Source organism: Kribbella sp. VKM Ac-2571 (assembly GCF_004362255.1).
Classification (GTDB): Bacteria; Actinomycetota; Actinomycetes; order Propionibacteriales; family Kribbellaceae; genus Kribbella; species Kribbella pratensis.
In genome coordinates, this window is record NZ_SNWS01000004.1 from 338,446 (window position 1) to 358,265 (window position 19,820).

Below are 19,820 nucleotides of genomic sequence, written 5' to 3' on the forward strand. Positions count from 1 at the left end.
CCATGCGCGCTTTGACAGTTGAAGAGGCCCGGCAGCGAGCGACAGACCTGGCCCTGCGGTCGTACGACGTCGCGTTCGACCTGACCGGTGACGGGGACACGTTCGTCACGACCAGCCGGATCCGGTTCGGGGCCACGAGCAGCACGAGCTGGGTGGACGTGAAGCCCGAGCGACTGATCAGCGTGGAGCTGAACGGGCAGGTGCTCGATCCCGCCGCGCTCGACGGCGGCCGGTTTCCGCTCGCCGGGTTGCAGGCGGAGAACGAGGTCGTCGTCACCGCCGAGCTGAAGTACTCCGCGGATGGTGAGGGCCTGGTGCGCTCGGTCGACGCGGCCGACGGTCGTGTCTACACGTACGGCATGTCCTCGCTCGAGTCCGCGCCGCGGTACTTCCCGTGCTTCGACCAGCCCGACCTCAAAGCGCCGTACACCGTGACCGTGAAGTGCCCCGAGGACTGGGTGGTTCTGGGGAACGGCGCGGCCACCAGGATCGCGCCGGGGGAGTGGACGCTGACCGAGACCAAGCCGCTGTCGACGTACTTCGTCACGCTGGTCGCCGGCCCGTACCACCAGCTCCGCGGTGAGTACGACGGAATTCCGCTCGGACTCGCCTGCCGGCAGTCGTTGAAGGAGTACCTCGATCGGGACGCCGAGGACCTGTTCCGGACCACCCGCGAGGCGTTCGCCGAGTACCACCGGCTGTTCAGGCAGCGGTATCCGTTCGGCGAGTACTGGCAGGTGTTCGTCCCGGACTTCAACATGGGCGCGATGGAGAACCCGGGCTGCGTGACGTTCACCGACAGCCTGCTGTTCCGCGGGCAGGCCACCGAAGCGGAACGCAGTACCCGGGCGCGGATCGTCGTGCACGAGATGGCGCACATGTGGTTCGGCGACCTGGTCACGATGAAGTGGTGGAACGACATGTGGCTGAACGAGTCGTTCGCCGAGTACATGGCGCACCGCGTGGCCGAGGACGCGACCAGCTACCAAGGCAACTGGGTCGACTTCGCGTTCGTCCGCAAGTGGTGGGGGCTGACCACGGATCAGAGCAGCTCGACGCACCCGGTCGCGCCGGACAGCCTGAAGGACGCGCGGCAGTCGCTGGACGACTTCGACGGGATCTCGTACGCGAAGGGCGCGGCGGTCCTCAAGCAGCTGGCGAAGTACCTCGGTGACGACGTGTTTCTCAAGGGCGTGAACGCGCATCTGGAGGCGCACGAGTACGGGAACGCGGATCTGCACGAGTTCATCGCGAAGCTCACCGAGGCGGGGGCGCGGGACCTCGACACTTGGTCCGACCAATGGTTGCGGACTGCCGGGCTGGACACGATCACTGTCGAGCGGACCGGTGCCGGGGTCGTGCTGCATCGAAAGAGCCCTGACGAGTCGCGCCGACTGCACAAGTTGAGCGTCGGCGCGTACGACGCCGACGGGTCAGCCGCCTCGGTCGACGCGGTGATCGCCGGCGACTCGGTAGAAGTTGTGCTGGGCAACGATGCCGGCGTGCTGGTCCCGGATGCCGGCGACGACACCTGGGCGAAGATCCGGCTCGACCCGACGAGCCTCGCCGACCTGCCGACGGTGCTGCCCGCGATCACCGACGGCACCACGCGGGCGGTGATCTGGAACTCGATCCGGGACGCGGTCGCGGACGCCGAACTGGATCCCCGGCAGGCGCTGGAACTGTTCACGGCCGCCTTGCCGCACGAGGACAGCGACGTCGCTGTCGGCTCCCTCGTTCAGTGGCTCGAGATTCGTCTCCTCGGTCGTTACCTGGACTACGACCGGTACCACGGTCTCGCGGCCGAGGCGTTGCGCGACAAGCTGGCGAGGACAGCTCCGGGCAGCAGCCTCCAACTGGCGACCGCGCGCGGACTGATCGCGACCACGGACGACGCCGACCTGCTGGCGTCCTGGCTCCAGGAAGCCGGCGGTCCGGACGGGCTGGAGATCGACGCAGACCTCCGCTGGGCCCTGGTCCTGCGGTTGGTGCGACTCGGCGCCTACGGCGCAACGGAGATCGACGCCGAACTCACGCGCGACGGGTCCAGCGAAGGTGTCAACCAGGCCGCTCGCTGCCGCGCCGCGCTGCCCGATGGCAAGGAGGCAGCCTGGACGCGGATCATGACGGACCCGACCGTCGGCGTGAAGGAGCTGCTGGCCGCGGCCGAGGGATTCTGGCACCCGGCTCAGGCCGCCGTCACCGCGCCGTACGCCCGCCGGTTCTTCACCGACATCCCGCACACCGGCGAGATCCGCTCCGGGATGGTCCTCGGACTCACCGCCCACCGGATGGCACCACGCTTCGTCGTGGATCCGGACCTCATCGCCCCGGCCGAGGCTCTGATCGCGGACGAGACCGTGGTGTCCGGCATCCGGCGCCAGACCGCCGACTTCCTCGACGACCTGCGCCGGGCGCTGGCCGTACGCCGTACGTTCGGCTGAGGTGACGTCAGCGCACCGTGAGGTGTTCCGCGACGGCCTTGCGGGCCTGGTGGATGCGGGCCTTGACGGTACCGAGCGGGACGTCCAGTTCGTCGGCGATCTCGGCGTACGACAGCGCGCCGAGATCGCGCAGGACCAGCGGCTGGACCAGCTGTGGGTGGTGGGACTCCAGGGCCTCCAGGGCCTCGAGCAGGTCGAGGCGGGAGCCGGCGATGACCGAGGTGGTGCGCGGATCGACCGACTCGGGCATGACCTCGGCGGACTGCTCGACCGCGCGGCGCTTCAGCGACCGGTAGGTCTGCCGGGCCTGGTTGGTGGCCACGATCGTCACCCAGCCCGCGAAGCTGCCGGTGCCCTTGAAGGTGTGCACCTTGTTCACCACCTGCAGCAGGGTGTCCTGGACCGCCTCCTCGGCGTCCTCCCGGTACGGCAGGAACTTGGCCACCCGCCGCTGCACCTGCGGCCGGATCATCTGCAGGAGTTGTGGCAGGACGGTCTGGTCTCCTGCCGCCGCCCGAGCCGCCAGTTCTTCCAGCTCGTCGTTCATCGTCCCCCAGTGTCACCGTTGAGCTTGGTTGTGACCGACAATAGCCGGGATGGATGTCATCGGGCGTTACCGGTTACGGGACAAGATCGGCGCGGGCGCGTTCGCGACCGTCTGGCGGGGGTACGACGACGACCTGGACGTCGACGTGGCCGTCAAGGTTCTCGCGGACAACTGGGCGTCGCGCGCCGACGTACGCGAACGCTTCCTGTCCGAGGCGCGGTTGATGCGGCGGATCTCCAGCGACCGCGTGGTCCGGGTGTTCGACCTGGGCAAGCTCCCGGACGGGCGTCCGTACTTCGTGATGGACTACGTCGGCGGCGGCACACTGGGCGACGTACTGCGGCAGGGACCGCTCGACCCGGTGGACGCGCTCTGGTGGGGCGCGGACCTGGCGCGAGCGGTGGCCGCCCTGCACAGCGAGGGCGTGGTGCACCGCGACGTCACCCCGGCGAACCTGCTGCTACGACCGGGTGAAGAGGACGGCGGCGGAACCCACCGGATCGTGCTCGCCGACCTCGGTCTGGCCAAACGTGCCGCCGAGGCGTCCGGGCTCACGCAGGCCGTCGGTACGCCGTCGTACATGGCGCCCGAGCAGGGGCGCGGCGACGGAGGATTCGACGAGCGGGCGGACATCTACGCGGTCGGCGCGGTCACGTACGCCCTCGTCACCGGGCATCCGCCGTACTCCGCCGGCTCGATCGGCGACGTACTGAACCGGGACCCGGACCTCGCACCGCCGAGCCTGCGCTCGGTGCTGCACGACTCGGTCGGGCAGCTCGACGACATCTTCGCGCGGGCGCTGGCCTACCGCGTCACGGACCGCTGGGAGCGCGCGGACACGCTGGCCGAACGTCTGGAGGCAGAGGCGTACCGGCTGGAGCAGGAGGCCCCGTTCCGGGCGGCCGAGCGCACCGCGATCACCGACGAAGACCTGGACACGACCGTCGCCACCGATCCGCCGGTACGGCGACGCCGTCGGAGGCGCGCGTGGTTCCTGCTGGCCCTGCCCGTGGTGTTCGTCGCCGCGGGTGCCGGCGGATGGTTCCTCTTCGGACGATGACTGCATAGAGTAGTCATATGGCTACTTACTGCAGTCTTGCGGTGGTTCTTGCCTTGCTCGCTCCGACCGGTCCGCCGGTTGCCACCTATGCCTGCCGCGCAGACACCAAGTTCGGCCGGCACACCATCTCAGTGCGGCAGGCCGTTGACGCCAAGGCGCCGGCCACCGTCCCCGCCAAGACCCGCTTCACCATCGCGGTCCACCTGCAACCCGGAACGCTCCCGGGCGAGGTCAAGGGCTTCAAGCTCAAGGAGGTCCGCGACCTCACGCTCCGGGTCCCGATCCCGGCGAACTCGTCGTACGTCAGCGCCCACCTCGACGGCGGCTCCGGCCTGAACTCCACCCCGACCGTGCAGCTCGAGGGAAACGCCGCCGTCATCAAGGTCGCCGGACCGATCCCCGGCGGCGCGAACTTCCAGCTGCCGACAATCAGCGTCCGCCTGAAGTCCGGCCGCGCCGGCACCCTCATCGAAACCAAGCTCAAGGGCACCAGCTACGACGACCCAGGCCTCACCTTCCAGGCCAAGATCAAGTGGAAGTTCGTCACCACCACAGCCCCAGTCACCTGCTACCCCGACCCCAACCCGGCGCTGACCCGTACGGTGGTGAGGTGAACAGTGCAAGCCGTCAGAAGCGGACCCTCCCGCGACGGATAACCCGTCACGTGCAGGGTTCTCCCCTCCTGCATCAGTAGAGGACCCCGGCGGGGACAACCGCAATGCCGTTCGGTTGAGGGCGTGGGCCGGCTGTCAATCCCTTAGTGGGAAAGAAGTCGTCGGCATATGCACATTTGTTTCCCAACAAGCCGTCACGCACTCCGCCTCAGGAGCCAACGGCGGTCGGAGTTGCCGCGCCGGCTCGAAGGGGGAGGCTCGCGTACCGGATCCGGCGGGTAGTCCTCCCCGGTCGGTCAGTAAGTGACAGTGATTCGTTGTGTGGCAGGGTCGATGTGAACCGGGCCGCCGTAGGGGAGGACTTGCTGGGGGTCGGTGTGGCCGATGTCGAGGCCTTTCACGACGACCGCGTTCGGGTTGTACTCCGCGAGCGCGCGGTCCACCGCCAAGTACTGGCCCGTCACGTAGGCGACCGACTCTTCGGCGGTGAGCTCGTTGAACAGCGAGCTGGACTTCGGGCGACCCCAGAGGACCGCGTCGAAGCGTTCGAGCAGGCCGCGTTCGCCGAAGTTGCGAAGGATCCGGTAGACCGTCTCGGACGACGGCATCTCCTCGCTCGTCTCGGCGAACAGCACACCGCCGTACGACTCGGTCGGGAGCATCCAGCGGTTGACGGACAGTTGCCAGTCGAGGATCTCGAGGCAACCGCCCCAGAGCTTCCCGCTGACCGCCCGCGACCCGCTCCAGGTCCAGCCGGTGCCGGGGAACAGCGGCGGCTCGGTCTCCAGGTTCTCCGGGACGTTCCAGTCGTGGTCGTGGTCGGTCCAGGCCTTCGCGGGCGTCAGCTCGAACTCTCCGCCGGTGAACATCGCCGCGCGCAGCGCCCGCTCGGTGTCCGGGTGCATGGCGCCGCCGCGGCCGAACTGGACCATCACGCTGCCGCCGTGGAAGGCCGGCAAACCCAGCGAATACAGGAAGTTCAGCAGGTTCGTGTTGTCGCTGTAGCCGAAGAAAGGCTTCGGGTCCGCCTGGAACACCGCGGGGTCAAGGTGCTTCAGCACGGTGATCTGGTCGTCGCCGCCGATACTCGCGAACACCGCTCGGATCGACGGGTCGGACCACGCTGCGTGCAGATCCGCGGCGCGCTCCTCCGGAGTGCTCGCGAGCTTCCGGGTGGTCGGGTACTCGACCGGCTCCAGGCCGAAGTCGTCGCGCAACCGGCGCAGCCCCAGCTCGTACGGCCCGGGAAAGATCTCGGGCAGTCCCCGGGACGGCGAGACGATCGCGACCCGGTCACCTGGCTTCAGCACTCAGACCCCGATCGGATGCCAGACGGTCTTCAGTTCGAGGTACTGCGTGAGGCGCGACAGGCCCTGGTCCGCGGACCAGTCCTCCTCGGCGGGACGGCGTACCCGCTTGAGGTTGCCGGCGGCGGCGATCTCCAGGTCGCGGGCCTCGTCGTCGGACGTGATGCCGCACAGGTCGATCGCGTTCACGTCGTCGTGCGACGCCAGCCACGGCCCGATCTCGGACGCCGACCCGGTGAGGAGGTTGACCACACCACCGGGTACGTCGGAGGTCGCCATCACCTCGCCCAACGTCACGGCCGGCAGCGGGCGCTCGTACGACGAGACAGCGACGACCGTGTTGCCGGAGACGATCGCAGGTGCGATCACACTGGTCAGGCCGAGCAGGCTGGAGTCCTGCGGAGCGAGCACCGCGACCACGCCGGTTGCCTCGGGCAACGAGAAGTCGAAGTACGGGCCGGCGACCGGGTTCGAAGAGCCGACCACCTGGGCGAGCTTGTCGGCCCATCCGGCGTACCAGACCCAGCGGTCGATCGACGCGTCCACGACCGCGCGGGCCTTCGAGATCGACAGGCCTTCACCGGCGGCGACCTCGGCGCTGAACTGCTGGTGCCGGCCCTCCATCACCTCGGCGATCCGGTACAGCACCTGACCGCGGTTGTACGCCGTCCGCGCGTGCCAGCCGCCGAACGCCTTGCGGGCCGCGACGACCGCGTCCCGGGCGTCCTTGCGGGAGGCCTGCGACGCGTTCGCCAGGAACTTGCCCTTGGCATTGTTCACGACGTACGACCGCCCGGATTCGCTGCGGGGGAAGACGCCGCCGATGTAGAGCTTGTAGGTCTTGCGCACTTCGAGCCTCGGAGTCGCGGTGTCCTTAGTGGGCAAGGTAGGCCTCCAGACCGTGACGGCCGCCCTCGCGGCCGTAGCCCGACTCCTTGTAGCCGCCGAACGGCGACGTCGGGTCGAAGCGGTTGAACGTGTTCGCCCAGACCACGCCGGCGCGCAGCTGGTTCGCCATCCAGAGGATCCGGGAACCCTTCTCGGTCCAGATCCCCGCGGACAGGCCGAACGGGGTGTTGTTCGCCTTCTCGACCGCCTCGGCCGGGGTCCGGAAGGTCAGCACCGACAGCACCGGGCCGAAGATCTCCTCGCGGGCAATCCGGTGCGCCTGCGAGACGCCGGTGAACACGGTCGGCGGGAACCAGTAGCCGTTGGCCGGCAGCTCGCACTCCGGCGACCAGCGCTCGGCGCCCTCGTCCTCGCCGATCTGCGACAGCTCACGGATCTTCGCCAGCTGCGCCGCCGAGTTGATCGCGCCGATGTCGGTGTTCTTGTCCAGCGGGTCGCCGACGCGCAGCGTGCCCATCCGGCGCTTCAGCCGCGCGAGCACCTCGTCGTACACGCTCTCCTGGACCAGCAGCCGCGAACCCGCGCAGCAGACGTGGCCCTGGTTGAAGAAGATGCCGTTGACGATGCCCTCGATGGTCTGGTCGATCGGGGCGTCCTCGAAGACGATGTTCGCCGCCTTGCCGCCGAGCTCGAGCGTGACCGCCTTGCGGGTGCCGGCGACCGACTTCGCGATCGCGCGGCCGACGTCGGTGGAGCCGGTGAACGCGACCTTGTCGACTCCCCCGTGCTCGACCAGGGCCTGACCGGTGCGGCCGGCGCCGGTGACGATGTTCACCACGCCCGGCGGCAGATCGGCCTGCTGGCAGATCTCCGCGAACGCGAGCGCGGTCAGCGGCGTGGTCTCGGCCGGCTTCAGTACGACGGTGTTGCCGGCGGCGAGTGCGGGCGCGATCTTCCACGCCAGCATCAGCATCGGGAAGTTCCACGGGATCACCTGGCCCGCGACACCCCACGGCTGCGGGTCGTCGCCGACACCGGCGTACTCGAGCTTGTCGGCCCAGCCCGCGTAGTAGAAGAAGTGCGCGGCCACCAACGGGATGTCGACGTCGCGGGACTCGCGGATCGGCTTGCCGTTGTCCAGCGACTCCAGCACCGCGAGCTCACGTGAGCGCTCCTGGATCAGCCGCGCGATCCGGAACAGGTACTTCGCCCGGTCCTTGCCGCTCATCGGGCCCCAGACCTTGTCGAAGGCCTTGCGGGCCGCGCGAACGGCCTTGTCGACATCCGCCGGACCGGCCTCGCTGACCTCCGCGAGCACCTCCTCGGACGCCGGGGACACGGTCTTGAACGGCTTCCCGTCCGTGGCCTCGACGAACTGGCCGTTGACGAACAGCCCGTACGACGACTTGATGTCCACGATCGCCCGGGACTCGGGCGCGGGTGCGTACTCGAATCTGCTCATGCCTGTCAGTCCAAGGTGAAGTAGTCGGGGCCCGGGTAGTGCCCGGTGGCCAGCTTGGTGCGTTGCATCAGCAGGTCGTTCAGCAGGCTGGACGCCCCGAACCGGAACAGTTCCGGGTCCAGCCAGTCCGGTCCGGCCGTCTCGTTGACGGTGACCAGGTACTTGATCGCGTCCTTCGCGGTCCGGATCCCGCCGGCCGGCTTGACGCCGATGTGCAGGCCGGTGGCCTCGTGGTAGTCGCGGACAGCCTCCAGCATCACCAGCGTGACGGGCAGCGTGGCCGCGGGGGTCACCTTGCCGGTGGAGGTCTTGATGAAGTCCGCGCCGGCCAGCATCGCCAGCCAGGACGCCCGCCGGACGTTGTCGTAGGTGACCAGTTCGCCGGTCTCCAGGATCACCTTCAGGTGCGCGTCGCCGGCCGCCTCACGGATCGCGGCGATCTCGTCGAAGACCATCGCGTACCGCCCGGACAGGAAGGCGCCGCGGTCGATCACCATGTCGACCTCGTCGGCGCCGGACGCGACCGCGTCCTTGGTGTCCTGGATCTTGATCGCGAGGCTGGAACGCCCGCTGGGGAAGGCGGTTGCGACACTCGCGACGTTGATACCGGTGCCCTGCAGCTCGCGCTTCGCGGTCGCGACCAGGTCCGGGTACACACAGACCGCGGCGACCTGCGGAGCCGTCGGGTCGGCCGGGTCGGGCCGTTTCGCCTTCGCGCACAGGGCCCGCACCTTGCCCGGGGTGTCCTGTCCCTCCAGCGTGGTCAGGTCGATCATCTGGATCGCCAGGTCCAGCGCGTACTGCTTCGCGCTGGTCTTGATCGACCGGGTGCCCAGGGTGGCCGCGCGAGCCTCCGCGCCGACCTGGTCGACGCCCGGCAGCCCGAGCAGGAACCGGCGCAGCCGATCCTCGGACGAGGTCACGTCGGCCAAGCTGTCGACGCCGCTGTCGAGTGTGGTCACCCACGGCAGTCTAGTGCCGATTCTGGGGGCCGGTTACTTTGTGCGGGTGAAGTCGAAATCGCTGGAGAGCGAGCAGTACCTGTCCGCCTCGAACCGGATCACCGGGTCCATCGTGATCGTGATCGGGGCGCTCGGCCTGGTCGACATCCTGCTGGAGTGGCGGACCGGGACCGGGCTGCTGGTGGGCAGTGTCATCGGGATGTTCATCGTGCTGGCGTACGTCGGGCTGATCCGGCCGTCGGTGACCCTCAGCCCTGAGCACCTGCTGCTGCGTAACCACCTGCGCGACCACCGGATCCCGTGGTCGAAGGTGACCGGCGTCGACGTGACCGACGTCCTGCGGGTCCACACCGACGGCAACCGTTTCCGCGCCCCCGGTGTCCAACTGGTCATGCGCGACCTTCGCAAGCAACGGGTCGGCGGGCGCAAGCTCGCCGCGGACAGTTCGATCTCCAAGGCCGACTTCGTCGTCAATCGGATCGAGCATCACCAGGAGCAGTACGCCGCGAAATCCCAGGGCGAGGTGGTGAGCGGCTGGGCGGCGCCCGAGCTGATCGTCTTCGGCGTGCTGGCCGTCATCGCGGTCGTCGCGGCCGTGGTCCGCTGACCGGCGCGTGCTGACCCGCCGCGCGTTCGTGCGCACCGGCGCCGCGGCGGCGGTGGCCGGCGTCGCCGCGGTGGCCGCGCTGGAAACGGGCGTCGTCCCCGGCCGCGCCCGGGTGCACGACCTTCTCGGTCTCACCGGCCCGGACGGCGTCGTACCCGACGTACCCGCGGGCCCGGTGGTGTCCGGGAGCTTCGACTCGTTCGGCCGCCGTACGAAGGTCGGCTACAGCATCATCTATCCGGACGGGTACGACGCCTCGGCCGAGCTGCCCGTCGTCCTCGTCCTGCACGGTCGTGGGGGCGACCACACGTCGGCCGTCAACGATCTCGGCATCGACCGCTACCTGACCGCCACGGTCCGGGCCGGTACGCCGCCGTTCGCCCTGGCAACCGTGGACGGCGGCCGGGACAGCTACTGGCATCGCCGGGCGGACGGCAACGATCCCGGGTTCATGCTCGACCAGGAGTTCCTCCCGCTGCTGAGGCGTCGTGGGCTGCAGACCAGCCGGTTCGGCGTCCTCGGCTGGTCGATGGGCGGGTACGGCGCCCTGCTGTGGGTCGCACTGCACTACTGGCAGCGCCGGGTCGGCCCGTCCGCTCGAGCGGTCGCGGTCGGCGCTCTCAGCCCGGCGCTGTGGCACAGGTACGCCGACGCGCAGCCGGGCGCGTTCGACGACGCCGCGGATTTCGAACGCAGCCAGGTGTTCGACCGGCCGAGCGGATTCCGCGACGTTGCCGTCCGCATCGACTGCGGCCGCGACGACCCGTTCGCCGACGCCGCCCGGGAGCTCCGCGAGCAGTTGCGGGCGGCCGGCGGGCAGCAGGCCGGCGTACACACTGCCGGCTACTGGCGGCGCATGCTCCCTGACCAACTGCGATTTCTGGGCGAAAAAGTCGGCCGCTGAGTGGAACTGTGGCGTGAATCGCCGCGTCAGAGCCCGTGTTCAACCCTTGAGTGAACCCCTGTGCACTCAGGATTGGTCCGACAGGTCCCTAGACACATCGAGAGTGGAGCTCATGGTCAACCTCTCCCGCTACACCCTGCGTGGCATGGCCACCGTCGGTGCCCTGGCCGGCTTCGCCGCGCTGGCGCTGCCGAACGCCCAGGCCGCGCAGACCTCCAGCACGACCAAGACGGCTGCGACGGCCGCAACGGCGACGACCGCCGACCCGGCGATTCCGAACGGCCACCAGCCGATCGTCATCGGTAACCCGCCGGCTGGTGACGGCCTGACCACCAAGGCCTCGCTGACGAACGTCGTGCGCTACAACCGCCTGTACAAGACGGGGCCGATCACCCCGTCGAAGTGCAAGGAGGTCAACGTTTCGCTGCGCACCTACACCGGTGTCAACCAGTACCTCTCGCAGCTGTTCCGCTGCACCTACGCCGAGTGGGCGCTGCCGCTGAAGCAGGCCGGTGCCGCGTACAAGGTGGCCCCGAAGCTGGTCGTCACCACGGCGCGCACGATCAACTCGTACTGCGGCACGGTCACCGACACCGCGTTCTTCTGCGCGTACAACGGCCGGTCCTGGATCTACATGCCGACCGGGCAGATCATCAGCTTCTGGAAGTCGAGCCCGACCCTGGCGCGGGCGTACGCGACCAACACGCTGGCGCACGAGTACGGTCACCACGTCCAGTGGCTGACCGGCATCCTGAACGCGTCCTGGCAGCGTCAGCGCGCCTTCAGCACCTACGCCGCGCAGCTCGAGGAGAGCCGTCGTCGTGAGCTGCAGGCGTCCTGCCTCGGCTCGGCCAGCATCGCCGCGAACAAGCGGTACTACCCGATGAGCGGTGGCCTGTACCAGCAGTGGGTCTACGTCGTGACGAACTCCGGCGACCAGCCGGGTGGCGTCCGTGACCACGGCTCGCTGAAGAACCACCGGTTCTGGTCGTTCGCCGGCTTCAACGCCTCGCGCAGCTACGCCGTCGCGGGCAACTGCAACACCTTCAACGCAACCTCTGCCTACGTCTCCTGACGTAAGCACGTAACTCGGCCGCCCGGTACGCGTTGGCGTACCGGGCGGCTGTTTCTTTTTGGCGACACCTGCACGATCTGCGATCGTGTGGTTACTTGTTTCGGGTGCGGACGCCCTAGAGTTCTTGAGTCGAGCATCGAACGGCAGGAGTCACAGTGAACTACGACGAGTTCAACACCGAGTACGCGAAGGTGCTGGACAAGATCAAGAGCGGCCGGAGCACCTGGTCGGAGCTGTCCGGGCACGTCACCCGGCTGCGCCAGGCGACCGCGGGGATCACCGTGCCGGTGGAGCGCACCCAGGTCGACCACGACCTCGCCGCGCTGAGCCAGATGGTGGACATGTCCCGGCGTACCAACGACAAGGAGGACGTCTGGACGGTCACGTCGGACGCGATCCGGAAGGCCAGCAGCCAGGAGGGTACGGTCGCCGACCGGATCGCCCGGATCGAGGCGAGCATCAACGACATCACCGCCCTGGCCAACCGGAACCCGGACGAGCGGGACGCGCTGATGCAGTCCACCAGCACGCTCCGCATCCTGCACTCGTCGCTGCAGAGCTCCCTGCACGCCGAGGAAGCCGAAGCGGCCGCAGCCGCCCGCTGAGCTCCAGAGCCGCCCGCCAGGTGTTCTGAAGCTCAGTGACGTCAGCGGACTAGATACCTGCCGCGGCAGCCAGATCCGACTTGACGGCTGCCAGCGCGGTCGCTGCCTGAGCGCGTGCCGCGGTGACGTCCGTCGTGACCGGGACGACCACCTCGAGGTAGCACTTCAGCTTGGGCTCCGTACCCGACGGGCGCACGACCACGCGTGCGCCGTCGGACAGCGTGTACCGCAGCCCGTCCGTCGGGGGCAACGACTCCGACCCCTTGCCCAGGTCGTCGATCCGCTCGACGGCGTACGCCCCGAGAGCCGTGGGCGGCGTCGCGCGCAACCGGTCCATCGCCTGCGCGATCAGCGACAGGTCGTCGACCCGCGCCGCCAACTGGTCGGTCGCGTGCAGTCCGTGCTTGACCGCGAGATCGTCCAGCAGGTCGAGCAGCGTGCGTCCCGCCGCCTTCGCCTGCGCGGCCAGCTGCAGCACCCGGACCAGCGTCGACACACCGTCCTTGTCCTTCACGGCTGCCGGATCCACGCAGTACCCGAGCGCCTCCTCGTAGCCGAAGACCAGCTCCGGCACCCGCCCGATCCACTTGAACCCGGTCAGCGTCTCGACGTACCGGACGCCGTACGACGCCGCGATCTTGCCGAGCAGCGACGACGACACGATCGAGCACGCCGCCACGCCGTCGGGGCGTGCCGACAGCAGGAACTCACCGAGCAGCGCGCCGAGCTCGTCGCCGCGCAGCATCCGCCAGCCTCCCGCGGCCGACGCGTCCGGGACGGCGACCGCGCACCGGTCCGCGTCCGGATCGTTCGCCACCGCGATGTCGGCGTCCATCGAGCGCGCCAGCTCCAGCGCGGCGTCGATCGCGCCCGGCTCCTCCGGGTTCGGAAACGCGACGGTCGGGAAGTCCGGATCCGGGTCGGCCTGCGACGTGACCACCTGCGGTACGGCGAACCCCGCACGGGCGACCGCCGCCTCGACCAGGGTTCGCCCGACGCCGTGCAGCGGCGTGTAGGCCACGTTGAGGTTCCGTGGCGCATCGGCCGGCACCAGCTGGGCGATCCGGTCCAGGTAGGCGTTCAGCAGGTCGTCCCCGGTCGTCTGCCAGTCGTCCCCCCGCGGTACGTCGGCCAGCGAGCCGACAGCGGCGATCGCGGCCGCGATCTCGGCGTCGGCCGGCGGCACGATCTGCGAACCGTCGCCCAGGTAGACCTTGTAGCCGTTGTCCTGCGGCGGGTTGTGCGAAGCGGTCACGACCACGCCGGCCACGGCGTGCAGATGCCCGATCCCGAAGGCGACGACCGGTGTCGGGGCAGGCCGGTCGAGCAGTACGGCGTCCAGGCCGGCACCGCGCATCACGGCCGCCGTGTCCTGCGCGAACACGTCCGACTTGTGGCGCGCGTCGTACCCGATCAGGACCGGGCCGTCGGTGAGCCCCTTCGCCTTCAGGTACGCCGCGAGTCCGGCGGCGGCACGGATCACGACGACCCGGTTCATCCGGTTCGGTCCGGCGCCGACGGCACCGCGCAGACCCGCCGTACCGAACTCCAGGGTGCCGTCGAACCGATCGGACAGCTCGTCGTAGTCCGCGGCGTCCAGGAGCTTGGTCAGCTCCAGGCGGGTGTCGGGGTCGGGGTCCTCGCGCAGCCAGGCTTCGGCGGCGGCCTTCAGATCATCTGTCACATGGGCACTCTAATGACCTGACGACTGACAGGGCCGTGACCGGATGTCCGCCACGTAGTCGTCGGGAGCCCCGGCCGCCTCGGCGGCCTCGGCCAGGATGCCCAGGTAGCGGGCCGAGGGCAGGCCGCCCTCGTAGGCGTTCAGCACGTACATCCAGGCCAGTTGCTCGCCGTCCAGGGTCTGCACCCGGACCTGGATCTTGCGGTAGATGCCCTGGTCGATCGCTTCCCACTCGTCGAGGCGCTCGACGTCCTTGGGGTGGATGTCGTAGAGCGCCACGAAGACCTGGTTGGTGGGGTCGGCCGGGTCCTCGACCACGGTGGCCATCGCGCCCTCCCAGCCGAGCTCCTCGCCGCCGAAGGTGAGGCGCCAGCCGGTGATCCAGCCGGTCCCGCGCAGGGGCGAGTACGGGCACCGCTCGGACATCAGGTTCGGGTCCAGATTCGACGCAAACGCGGCGTACAGGGTCACGGAATCAGAGGATACGGAAGAATGACCTCCCGTGGCGCGAGTTGTGATCATCGGAGGCGGTCCAGGCGGGTACGAAGCGGCCAGTGCGGCCGCCCAGCTGGGCGGGGAGGTGACGGTCGTCGATTCCGACGGGATCGGCGGTTCCGCCGTGCTCACCGACTGCGTACCGAGCAAAACCCTGATCGCCACCGCGGAGGTGATGACCGAGGTGGAGGAGGCCGGGGAGCTGGGCGTCCGGCTGGACGACGGCGACGACGACCCGGCGAACTCCGTGCGTGTCGATCTCTCCGTCGTCAACAAACGGGTGAAGGCGCTGGCCACCGCCCAGTCCGAGGGCATCGAGCGCCGGCTGGACCGCGACAAGGTCCGGATCGTCAGGGGCCGCGGCCGGCTGGACGGGCCGGAGACCGTGGTCGTCGGCGACGAGCGCCTGGACGCCGACGTGATCCTGATCGCCACGGGAGCAAGGCCTCGCATCCTCCAGGGCTCCGAACCCGACGGCGAGCGGATCCTGACCTGGGAGCAGGTCTACGAGCTCGAAGAACTGCCCGAGCGGCTGATCGTGGTCGGCTCCGGTGTCACCGGTGCGGAGTTCGCCAGCGCGTACGACGCGCTCGGCAGCGACGTCGTCCTGGTGTCGTCGCGGGACCGGGTGCTGCCCGGTGAAGACGCCGACGCGGCAGCAGTCCTCGAGGACGTGTTCAAGCGGCGCGGACTCACGGTGCTGGGCAAGTCCCGGGCCGAGTCGGTCAAGCGCCAGGGCGACGGCGTCGTGGTGACGCTGACCGACGGCCGGAAGGTCGAGGGATCGCACGCCCTGCTCGCGGTCGGCTCGCTGCCGAACACCGACGACATGAATCTGGTCGACTCGGGCGTGTCGCTGACCGACGGCGGGTTCGTCCAGGTCGACCGGGTCTCCCGGACCACGGCCCGCGGCGTCTACGCGGCCGGCGACTGCACCGGCGTACTGATGCTGGCCTCGGTGGCCGCCATGCAGGGCCGGATCGCGATGGCGCACGCACTCGGCGATGCCGTCACCCCGTTGGACCAGTCAACGGTTTCCGCCAACGTCTTCACGGCCCCAGAGATCGCGACGGTCGGCCTGACCCAGGCGGTGGTCGACGCCGGCGGCAGTACGGCGATGGTCGTCAAGGTGCCGCTGGCCGACAACGCCCGCGCCAAGATGCAGGGTGTCCGCGACGGTTTCGTCAAACTCTTCTGCCTCCCCAACACCGGCATCGTCGTCGGCGGTGTCGTTGTGGCCCCGCGAGCCAGCGAACTCATCCACCCCATCTCGCTGGCCGTCGGAGCCCGCCTGACGGTCGACCAGGTGGCACAGGCCTTCACCGTCTACCCCTCGGTCTCCGGGTCGGTCGCCGAAGCCGCCCGCCGCCTCCACCTCCGCAGCTGAGCTCGATCAACTCACCGCAACTTTGGCGGCGGAGGTTGCATCGTCTGAGGTGTGAAGAGCTACCTCAGACGAGTCTCCACCGCGGCAACGGCCGCCGTATTGCTGGGTGCACTGGCCACCATCGCCCCGGGTACGGCGGTCGCTGCCGCGCCGGCTGCTGCGTGCAAGATGCAGCTCCAGCCGGTGACGAGCGGCGGTGACGCGCCCAACACGACCATTACCGCCGGGACACCCCCGACCGCGAAGACCGTCACCGGACCTCATCTGTTCTCGCCGGGAGCGGCGCGGGTCAGCTCGACCTGGCGCTGGGACGCCGGCTCGAACGACGCCTACGTGGTCCTCGGATCACGCCTGTACCAGGTGTCCTGGGGCTACGACGAGATGACCGGTGAGCTGTACACCTACCCCAATCCGGTCGGGGGCGGCTGGGACAGGTTCACGATGTTCGAACAGGCCACCTACGGCTCGCCGGCGACCCGGATCGCGCGCTACGGCCTGCGCAACGACGGCGTCCTGTTCCGCTGGACCAGCTGGAAGAACGTCCGCCAGTACGCCGGGTTCTCCTCGGTGAAGGCGATGACGCTGATCAGCGAGACCAAGACGTACGACACATTCCTCGCCACCACCCGCGGCGGTGCGCTGTACACGATCCACATCCCCGCGGACACCCGGCTGCAGCCGACGGTGAAGAAGATCCGCACCTCGACCTGGCAGGGCTTCGAGACCCTCGTGGCCGAGCGCTGCGGGACCCAGAGCACGTTGCTCACGGCAATCGACAAGGACACCGGCAGCGCCTACCTGTACGCCGTCGGGCACGCGAACGGTACGTCGACCGTGATCCAGGGCCTGGGCAAGGTGCCCGGCACCTTCAAGGACCCCGTCGTCTCCCTGTGGCGTCTCGACGGCGCACCACCGCGCAACGGCGAATAACAACTCCTGAAAGGCATTTCGATGAAACTGAACCGGGCTACCGCAGCGGCGGCCTCCGCTCTGCTCCTCGGCGGGTTGGCCGCACTGCCGGCCGGCACCGCCACCGCAGCCGGCACCGCGACCGCTGGTGCGACCGCCGCCTGCGAGATCAACCTCGGCTCGATCACGGCCGGCGGTGACATGGCCAACGCCCAGGTCATCGCCACGTCGCCGGCCACCGTCAAGCGATCGACCGGCCCGCACATGTTCTCCCCGGGACTGGCGAAGCTCGCCTCGACGTGGACCGACTCGCTGGGCGTCGGGCAGGACTACACGGTGTACGGCGACGTGATCGTCAACGGCACCCTGTACGCCGGCTCGTACGGCGTGGACGTCGCCGGCAAGCCGTTCACCTCGCTGAAGTCCCGCGGCGTCGGGTACATCGGCTACAAGGCGATCGAGTCCTCGTGGTACTGGGGCAAGTCCGACCGCACCGCGGACTACCGGTTGCGGGGCGACGGGGTGCTCTATCGGTACGTCGGCCGGGTGGTGACGCGTTGGCCGGGCTACTCGTCGGTGAAGACGATGGCGCTGATCAGCGAGACCGCGACGTACGACACCTTCCTGGCCACGACGAACGGCGGCGCGCTCTACACGATCCACATCCCGGTCACCGGTGCGCCGGTCGTCAAGAAGGTTCGCACCTCGACCTGGCAGGGCTTCGAGTACCTGGTCGCGGAGAAGTGCGGCACGCAGAGCACGCTGCTCGCCGGCATCGACAAGGACACCGGCTCGGCCTACCTGTACGCCGTTGGTCACGCAGGAGGAGCCTCGACCGTGATCAAGGGCCTCGGCAAGATCCCCGGCGACTTCAAGGACCCGGTCTACTTCCTGAACACCGCCGAGGGAAACACCCCGCTGTTCGGCGAATGAGAAGTTGACCGAGTGACTCACGAAAGGAACTTTGGATGGGCCTGAAGCGAGCTTCCGCGGTCGCGGCCTCCGCCGTACTGCTGGGGTCCTTGGCAACTCTCCCCGGCAGTACGGCGAGCGCATCCGCGACCGCCGCCTGCACGATGTCCGTCGGCTCCATCACTGCGGGCGGCAACTTCGGCGGCGCCGACGTCACGGCCTCGGCGCCGCCGGCCGCCCAGCAGAGCACGGGACCACACGTCTTCACCGCGGGGATCACGAAGGCGAGCTCCACCTGGACCAACAGCGGGTCCGGGCCGGACGGCACCGCCACGTCGACCGCGCTCGTCATCCTGAACGACACGCTGTACCAGGCCGCATACACCACCGGCTCGACCCAGCCGCCGCTCAAGCTCGACAAGGTCGGGTCCGGCTGGAGCAACTTCATCGCGGTCGAGGAGTCCTTCTGGCAGCAGGCGCCTGGCTCCAGCGTGTCGGCCGGCGCCTGGTACGGCCTGCTCGGCGGGACCGGCGTCCTGAACCGCTGGGCCGCGGGTCCGGACGGCATCTATCGCCACGAGAAAGCAGGCGGGTTCGGGTCCGTCAAGGCGATGACGCTGATCAGCGAGACGAAGACGTACGACACCTTCCTCGCGAACACGCGCGGCGGTGCCCTCTACACGATCCGGATCCCGCGGACGTCGCCGCTGAAGCCGATCGTCACCCGGATCCGGACCGCCACATGGCAGGGCTTCGAGGCGCTGGTCGCCGACAAGTGCGGGACCCAGAGCACGCTGCTCACCGCGATCGACAAGGACACGGGGTCGGCGTACCTCTACGCGGTCGGCCACACCAACGGTACGGCCACCGCGATCAGGGGCCTCGGCAAGCTGCCGGGCACCTACAAGGACCCGGCCTACTTCAACGACACCGCGGAGGGCGCGCCACCCCTCAACGGCGACTGAAACGGATACGACAGGGCCCCGGTGACCAGCTGGTCACCGGGGCCCTTCTCGCGTTCGCGTTCCTAGAAGTCGCCGCCGAAGTCTCCGCCTCCGAAGTCTCCGCCGCCGAAGTCGAAGCCGCCGCCGTCGCCGCCGTCGTTGCCGTCGAACGGGTTGAAGTCGCCCCCGCCGCCATCGCCCCCGCCGCCGTCGCCGCCACCGAAATCGCCGCCGCCGTCGTAGCCGGCCGCGTAGTCGCCGTACCCGCCGCCGGCGAACATGCCGCCGAGCATCGTGCCGAGGAACATGCCGGTCATCACTCCGCCGAGCGCGCCGAACATGCCCTGCGCGTACGGCGAGTAGGCCGGGCCGGCCTCCCAGTACGGCACGCGCTGCGGGCCGACCATGACCTTGCGGACGTCCGGCTCGGCGCCGGCGCGGACCCGCTCGGCGTCGGCCGCACAGGCCGGCACCTCGCGCTGCGCGCCACCTGGCGGCGCCCACATGACGTCGACCACGGACGGACCGTGCTGCGGGTTGAAGAAGCACGACGGGCGACGTTGCGGCAACGGCTCGCCGGCCACGCGGGCGCGCACACAGGCAGCGGCGTACCGGCCGTCCTCGAGGATCTCGATCACGTGCTTGATCTGATCCGCCGCGGTGACCTGACCGACCGCCTGCTTCGCGGACTCGTAGGAGTCCAGCGCGCGCTGGTAGTCCTGCCGGGCACCGTCGCCGAGGTCCTTGCCGACCATCTCCAGGTCGAGGTCCTGCAGCTCCTCGCCGAACCGGGTGATGTCCTCGTCGGCGGTCCGCTTCACCGACTCGAGTTCGGCGGCCGTGATCTCGTGCTGCTGCTTGGTCTGCAACTGGGTCCGACGGTACGAGCGGTACGCCAGAACCGCGATCACCACCACGGCGATGATCAGGATGAATTCCATGTCGGGCCTCTCTCGGGGGCTTTGGGGAGAGCCTATCCAACCCCTCAAGACGGGCGACGCCACGCAGGGTGACGTAATCCCGGGAAAGCGGTCACCGTCGGCGCATAATCGA

19 protein-coding genes are annotated in these 19,820 nt (G+C 69.2%); 11 read left to right on the forward strand and 8 right to left on the reverse strand.

Annotated features, from left to right (window positions below; all coding sequences use genetic code 11):
• Nucleotides 1–2 precede the first annotated feature (2 nt).
• Nucleotides 3–2,444: an aminopeptidase N gene (gene pepN / locus EV651_RS12040; protein ID WP_133785164.1), complete on the forward strand. Its 2,442-nt coding sequence runs from the start codon at nucleotides 3–5 to the stop codon at nucleotides 2,442–2,444.
• 7 nt (nucleotides 2,445–2,451) lie between these two features.
• Here the strand turns inward: pepN and EV651_RS12045 are convergent, their stop codons facing one another.
• On the reverse strand, nucleotides 2,452–2,991 hold the full coding sequence (locus EV651_RS12045; protein WP_133785166.1) for an RNA polymerase sigma factor: 540 nt from the start codon (nucleotides 2,989–2,991) through the stop codon (nucleotides 2,452–2,454).
• Between the two features lie 49 nt (nucleotides 2,992–3,040).
• Here EV651_RS12045 and EV651_RS12050 point away from each other — a divergent pair, with 49 nt between their 5' ends.
• Nucleotides 3,041–4,051 carry a serine/threonine-protein kinase gene (locus EV651_RS12050; protein WP_133785168.1) on the forward strand — a complete coding sequence of 337 codons (1,011 nt, stop codon included), beginning with the start codon at nucleotides 3,041–3,043 and terminating at the stop codon, nucleotides 4,049–4,051.
• Between the two features lie 17 nt (nucleotides 4,052–4,068).
• Nucleotides 4,069–4,665: a hypothetical protein gene (locus EV651_RS12055; protein WP_133785170.1), complete on the forward strand. Its 597-nt coding sequence runs from the start codon at nucleotides 4,069–4,071 to the stop codon at nucleotides 4,663–4,665.
• Between the two features lie 296 nt (nucleotides 4,666–4,961).
• On the opposite strand, the gene EV651_RS12060 is transcribed toward EV651_RS12055, so the two are convergent.
• The 4 genes from EV651_RS12060 to deoC are packed head-to-tail and all read right to left on the reverse strand — an operon-like array spanning nucleotide 4,962 to nucleotide 9,245.
• Nucleotides 4,962–5,975, reverse strand: a complete 1,014-nt coding sequence (locus tag EV651_RS12060; protein WP_133785172.1) for a S66 peptidase family protein — start codon at nucleotides 5,973–5,975, stop codon at nucleotides 4,962–4,964.
• A complete protein-coding gene (locus EV651_RS12065) occupies nucleotides 5,976–6,857 on the reverse strand; it encodes an aldehyde dehydrogenase (RefSeq protein WP_133785174.1) in 882 nt (293 codons plus the stop codon).
• Nucleotides 6,847–8,283, reverse strand: a complete 1,437-nt coding sequence (locus EV651_RS12070; protein WP_133785176.1) for an aldehyde dehydrogenase family protein — start codon at nucleotides 8,281–8,283, stop codon at nucleotides 6,847–6,849. The genes EV651_RS12065 and EV651_RS12070 overlap by 11 nt, the downstream gene beginning before the upstream one ends.
• 5 nt (nucleotides 8,284–8,288) lie before the next feature.
• Nucleotides 8,289–9,245, reverse strand: a complete 957-nt coding sequence (gene deoC, locus EV651_RS12075; protein ID WP_133785179.1) for a deoxyribose-phosphate aldolase — start codon at nucleotides 9,243–9,245, stop codon at nucleotides 8,289–8,291.
• A gap of 46 nt (nucleotides 9,246–9,291) precedes the next feature.
• On the opposite strand from deoC, the gene EV651_RS12080 reads away from it, so the two are divergent.
• From EV651_RS12080 to EV651_RS12095, 4 genes are all read left to right on the forward strand, one after another.
• Nucleotides 9,292–9,852 (forward strand): PH domain-containing protein, encoded by a 561-nt coding sequence (locus EV651_RS12080; RefSeq protein ID WP_133785181.1) that lies wholly within the window; start codon nucleotides 9,292–9,294, stop codon nucleotides 9,850–9,852.
• 7 nt (nucleotides 9,853–9,859) lie between these two features.
• Nucleotides 9,860–10,756: an alpha/beta hydrolase family protein gene (locus EV651_RS12085; protein ID WP_238156828.1), complete on the forward strand. Its 897-nt coding sequence runs from the start codon at nucleotides 9,860–9,862 to the stop codon at nucleotides 10,754–10,756.
• Between the two features lie 112 nt (nucleotides 10,757–10,868).
• Entirely contained in the window at nucleotides 10,869–11,831 is a 963-nt protein-coding gene (locus EV651_RS12090; protein ID WP_133785183.1) for a neutral zinc metallopeptidase, read from the forward strand.
• Between the two features lie 155 nt (nucleotides 11,832–11,986).
• Complete coding sequence (locus tag EV651_RS12095) at nucleotides 11,987–12,436, forward strand: hypothetical protein (RefSeq protein WP_133785185.1); 450 nt, start codon at nucleotides 11,987–11,989, stop codon at nucleotides 12,434–12,436.
• Between the two features lie 49 nt (nucleotides 12,437–12,485).
• Here EV651_RS12095 and EV651_RS12100 read toward each other — a convergent pair whose 3' ends face one another.
• A complete protein-coding gene (locus tag EV651_RS12100) occupies nucleotides 12,486–14,120 on the reverse strand; it encodes a phospho-sugar mutase (protein WP_133785187.1) in 1,635 nt (544 codons plus the stop codon).
• Between the two features lie 9 nt (nucleotides 14,121–14,129).
• Nucleotides 14,130–14,591, reverse strand: a complete 462-nt coding sequence (locus EV651_RS12105; RefSeq protein WP_133785189.1) for a gamma-glutamylcyclotransferase — start codon at nucleotides 14,589–14,591, stop codon at nucleotides 14,130–14,132.
• Between the two features lie 31 nt (nucleotides 14,592–14,622).
• Here EV651_RS12105 and EV651_RS12110 point away from each other — a divergent pair, with 31 nt between their 5' ends.
• Genes EV651_RS12110 through EV651_RS12125 form a run of 4 tightly spaced genes read left to right on the forward strand, consistent with a single transcriptional unit; the run spans nucleotide 14,623 to nucleotide 18,788 of the window.
• Nucleotides 14,623–16,002 carry an NAD(P)H-quinone dehydrogenase gene (locus tag EV651_RS12110; RefSeq protein ID WP_133785191.1) on the forward strand — a complete coding sequence of 460 codons (1,380 nt, stop codon included), beginning with the start codon at nucleotides 14,623–14,625 and terminating at the stop codon, nucleotides 16,000–16,002.
• 51 nt (nucleotides 16,003–16,053) lie between these two features.
• Nucleotides 16,054–16,932 carry a hypothetical protein gene (locus tag EV651_RS12115; RefSeq protein ID WP_166658588.1) on the forward strand — a complete coding sequence of 293 codons (879 nt, stop codon included), beginning with the start codon at nucleotides 16,054–16,056 and terminating at the stop codon, nucleotides 16,930–16,932.
• A gap of 21 nt (nucleotides 16,933–16,953) precedes the next feature.
• A complete protein-coding gene (locus EV651_RS12120; protein WP_238156829.1) occupies nucleotides 16,954–17,844 on the forward strand; it encodes a hypothetical protein in 891 nt (296 codons plus the stop codon).
• Nucleotides 17,845–17,879: 35 nt separating this feature from the next.
• Complete coding sequence (locus tag EV651_RS12125; protein WP_238156830.1) at nucleotides 17,880–18,788, forward strand: hypothetical protein; 909 nt, start codon at nucleotides 17,880–17,882, stop codon at nucleotides 18,786–18,788.
• 62 nt (nucleotides 18,789–18,850) lie between these two features.
• Here EV651_RS12125 and EV651_RS12130 read toward each other — a convergent pair whose 3' ends face one another.
• Complete coding sequence (locus tag EV651_RS12130) at nucleotides 18,851–19,708, reverse strand: hypothetical protein (protein ID WP_202870290.1); 858 nt, start codon at nucleotides 19,706–19,708, stop codon at nucleotides 18,851–18,853.
• Between the last annotated feature and the right edge of the window lie 112 nt (nucleotides 19,709–19,820).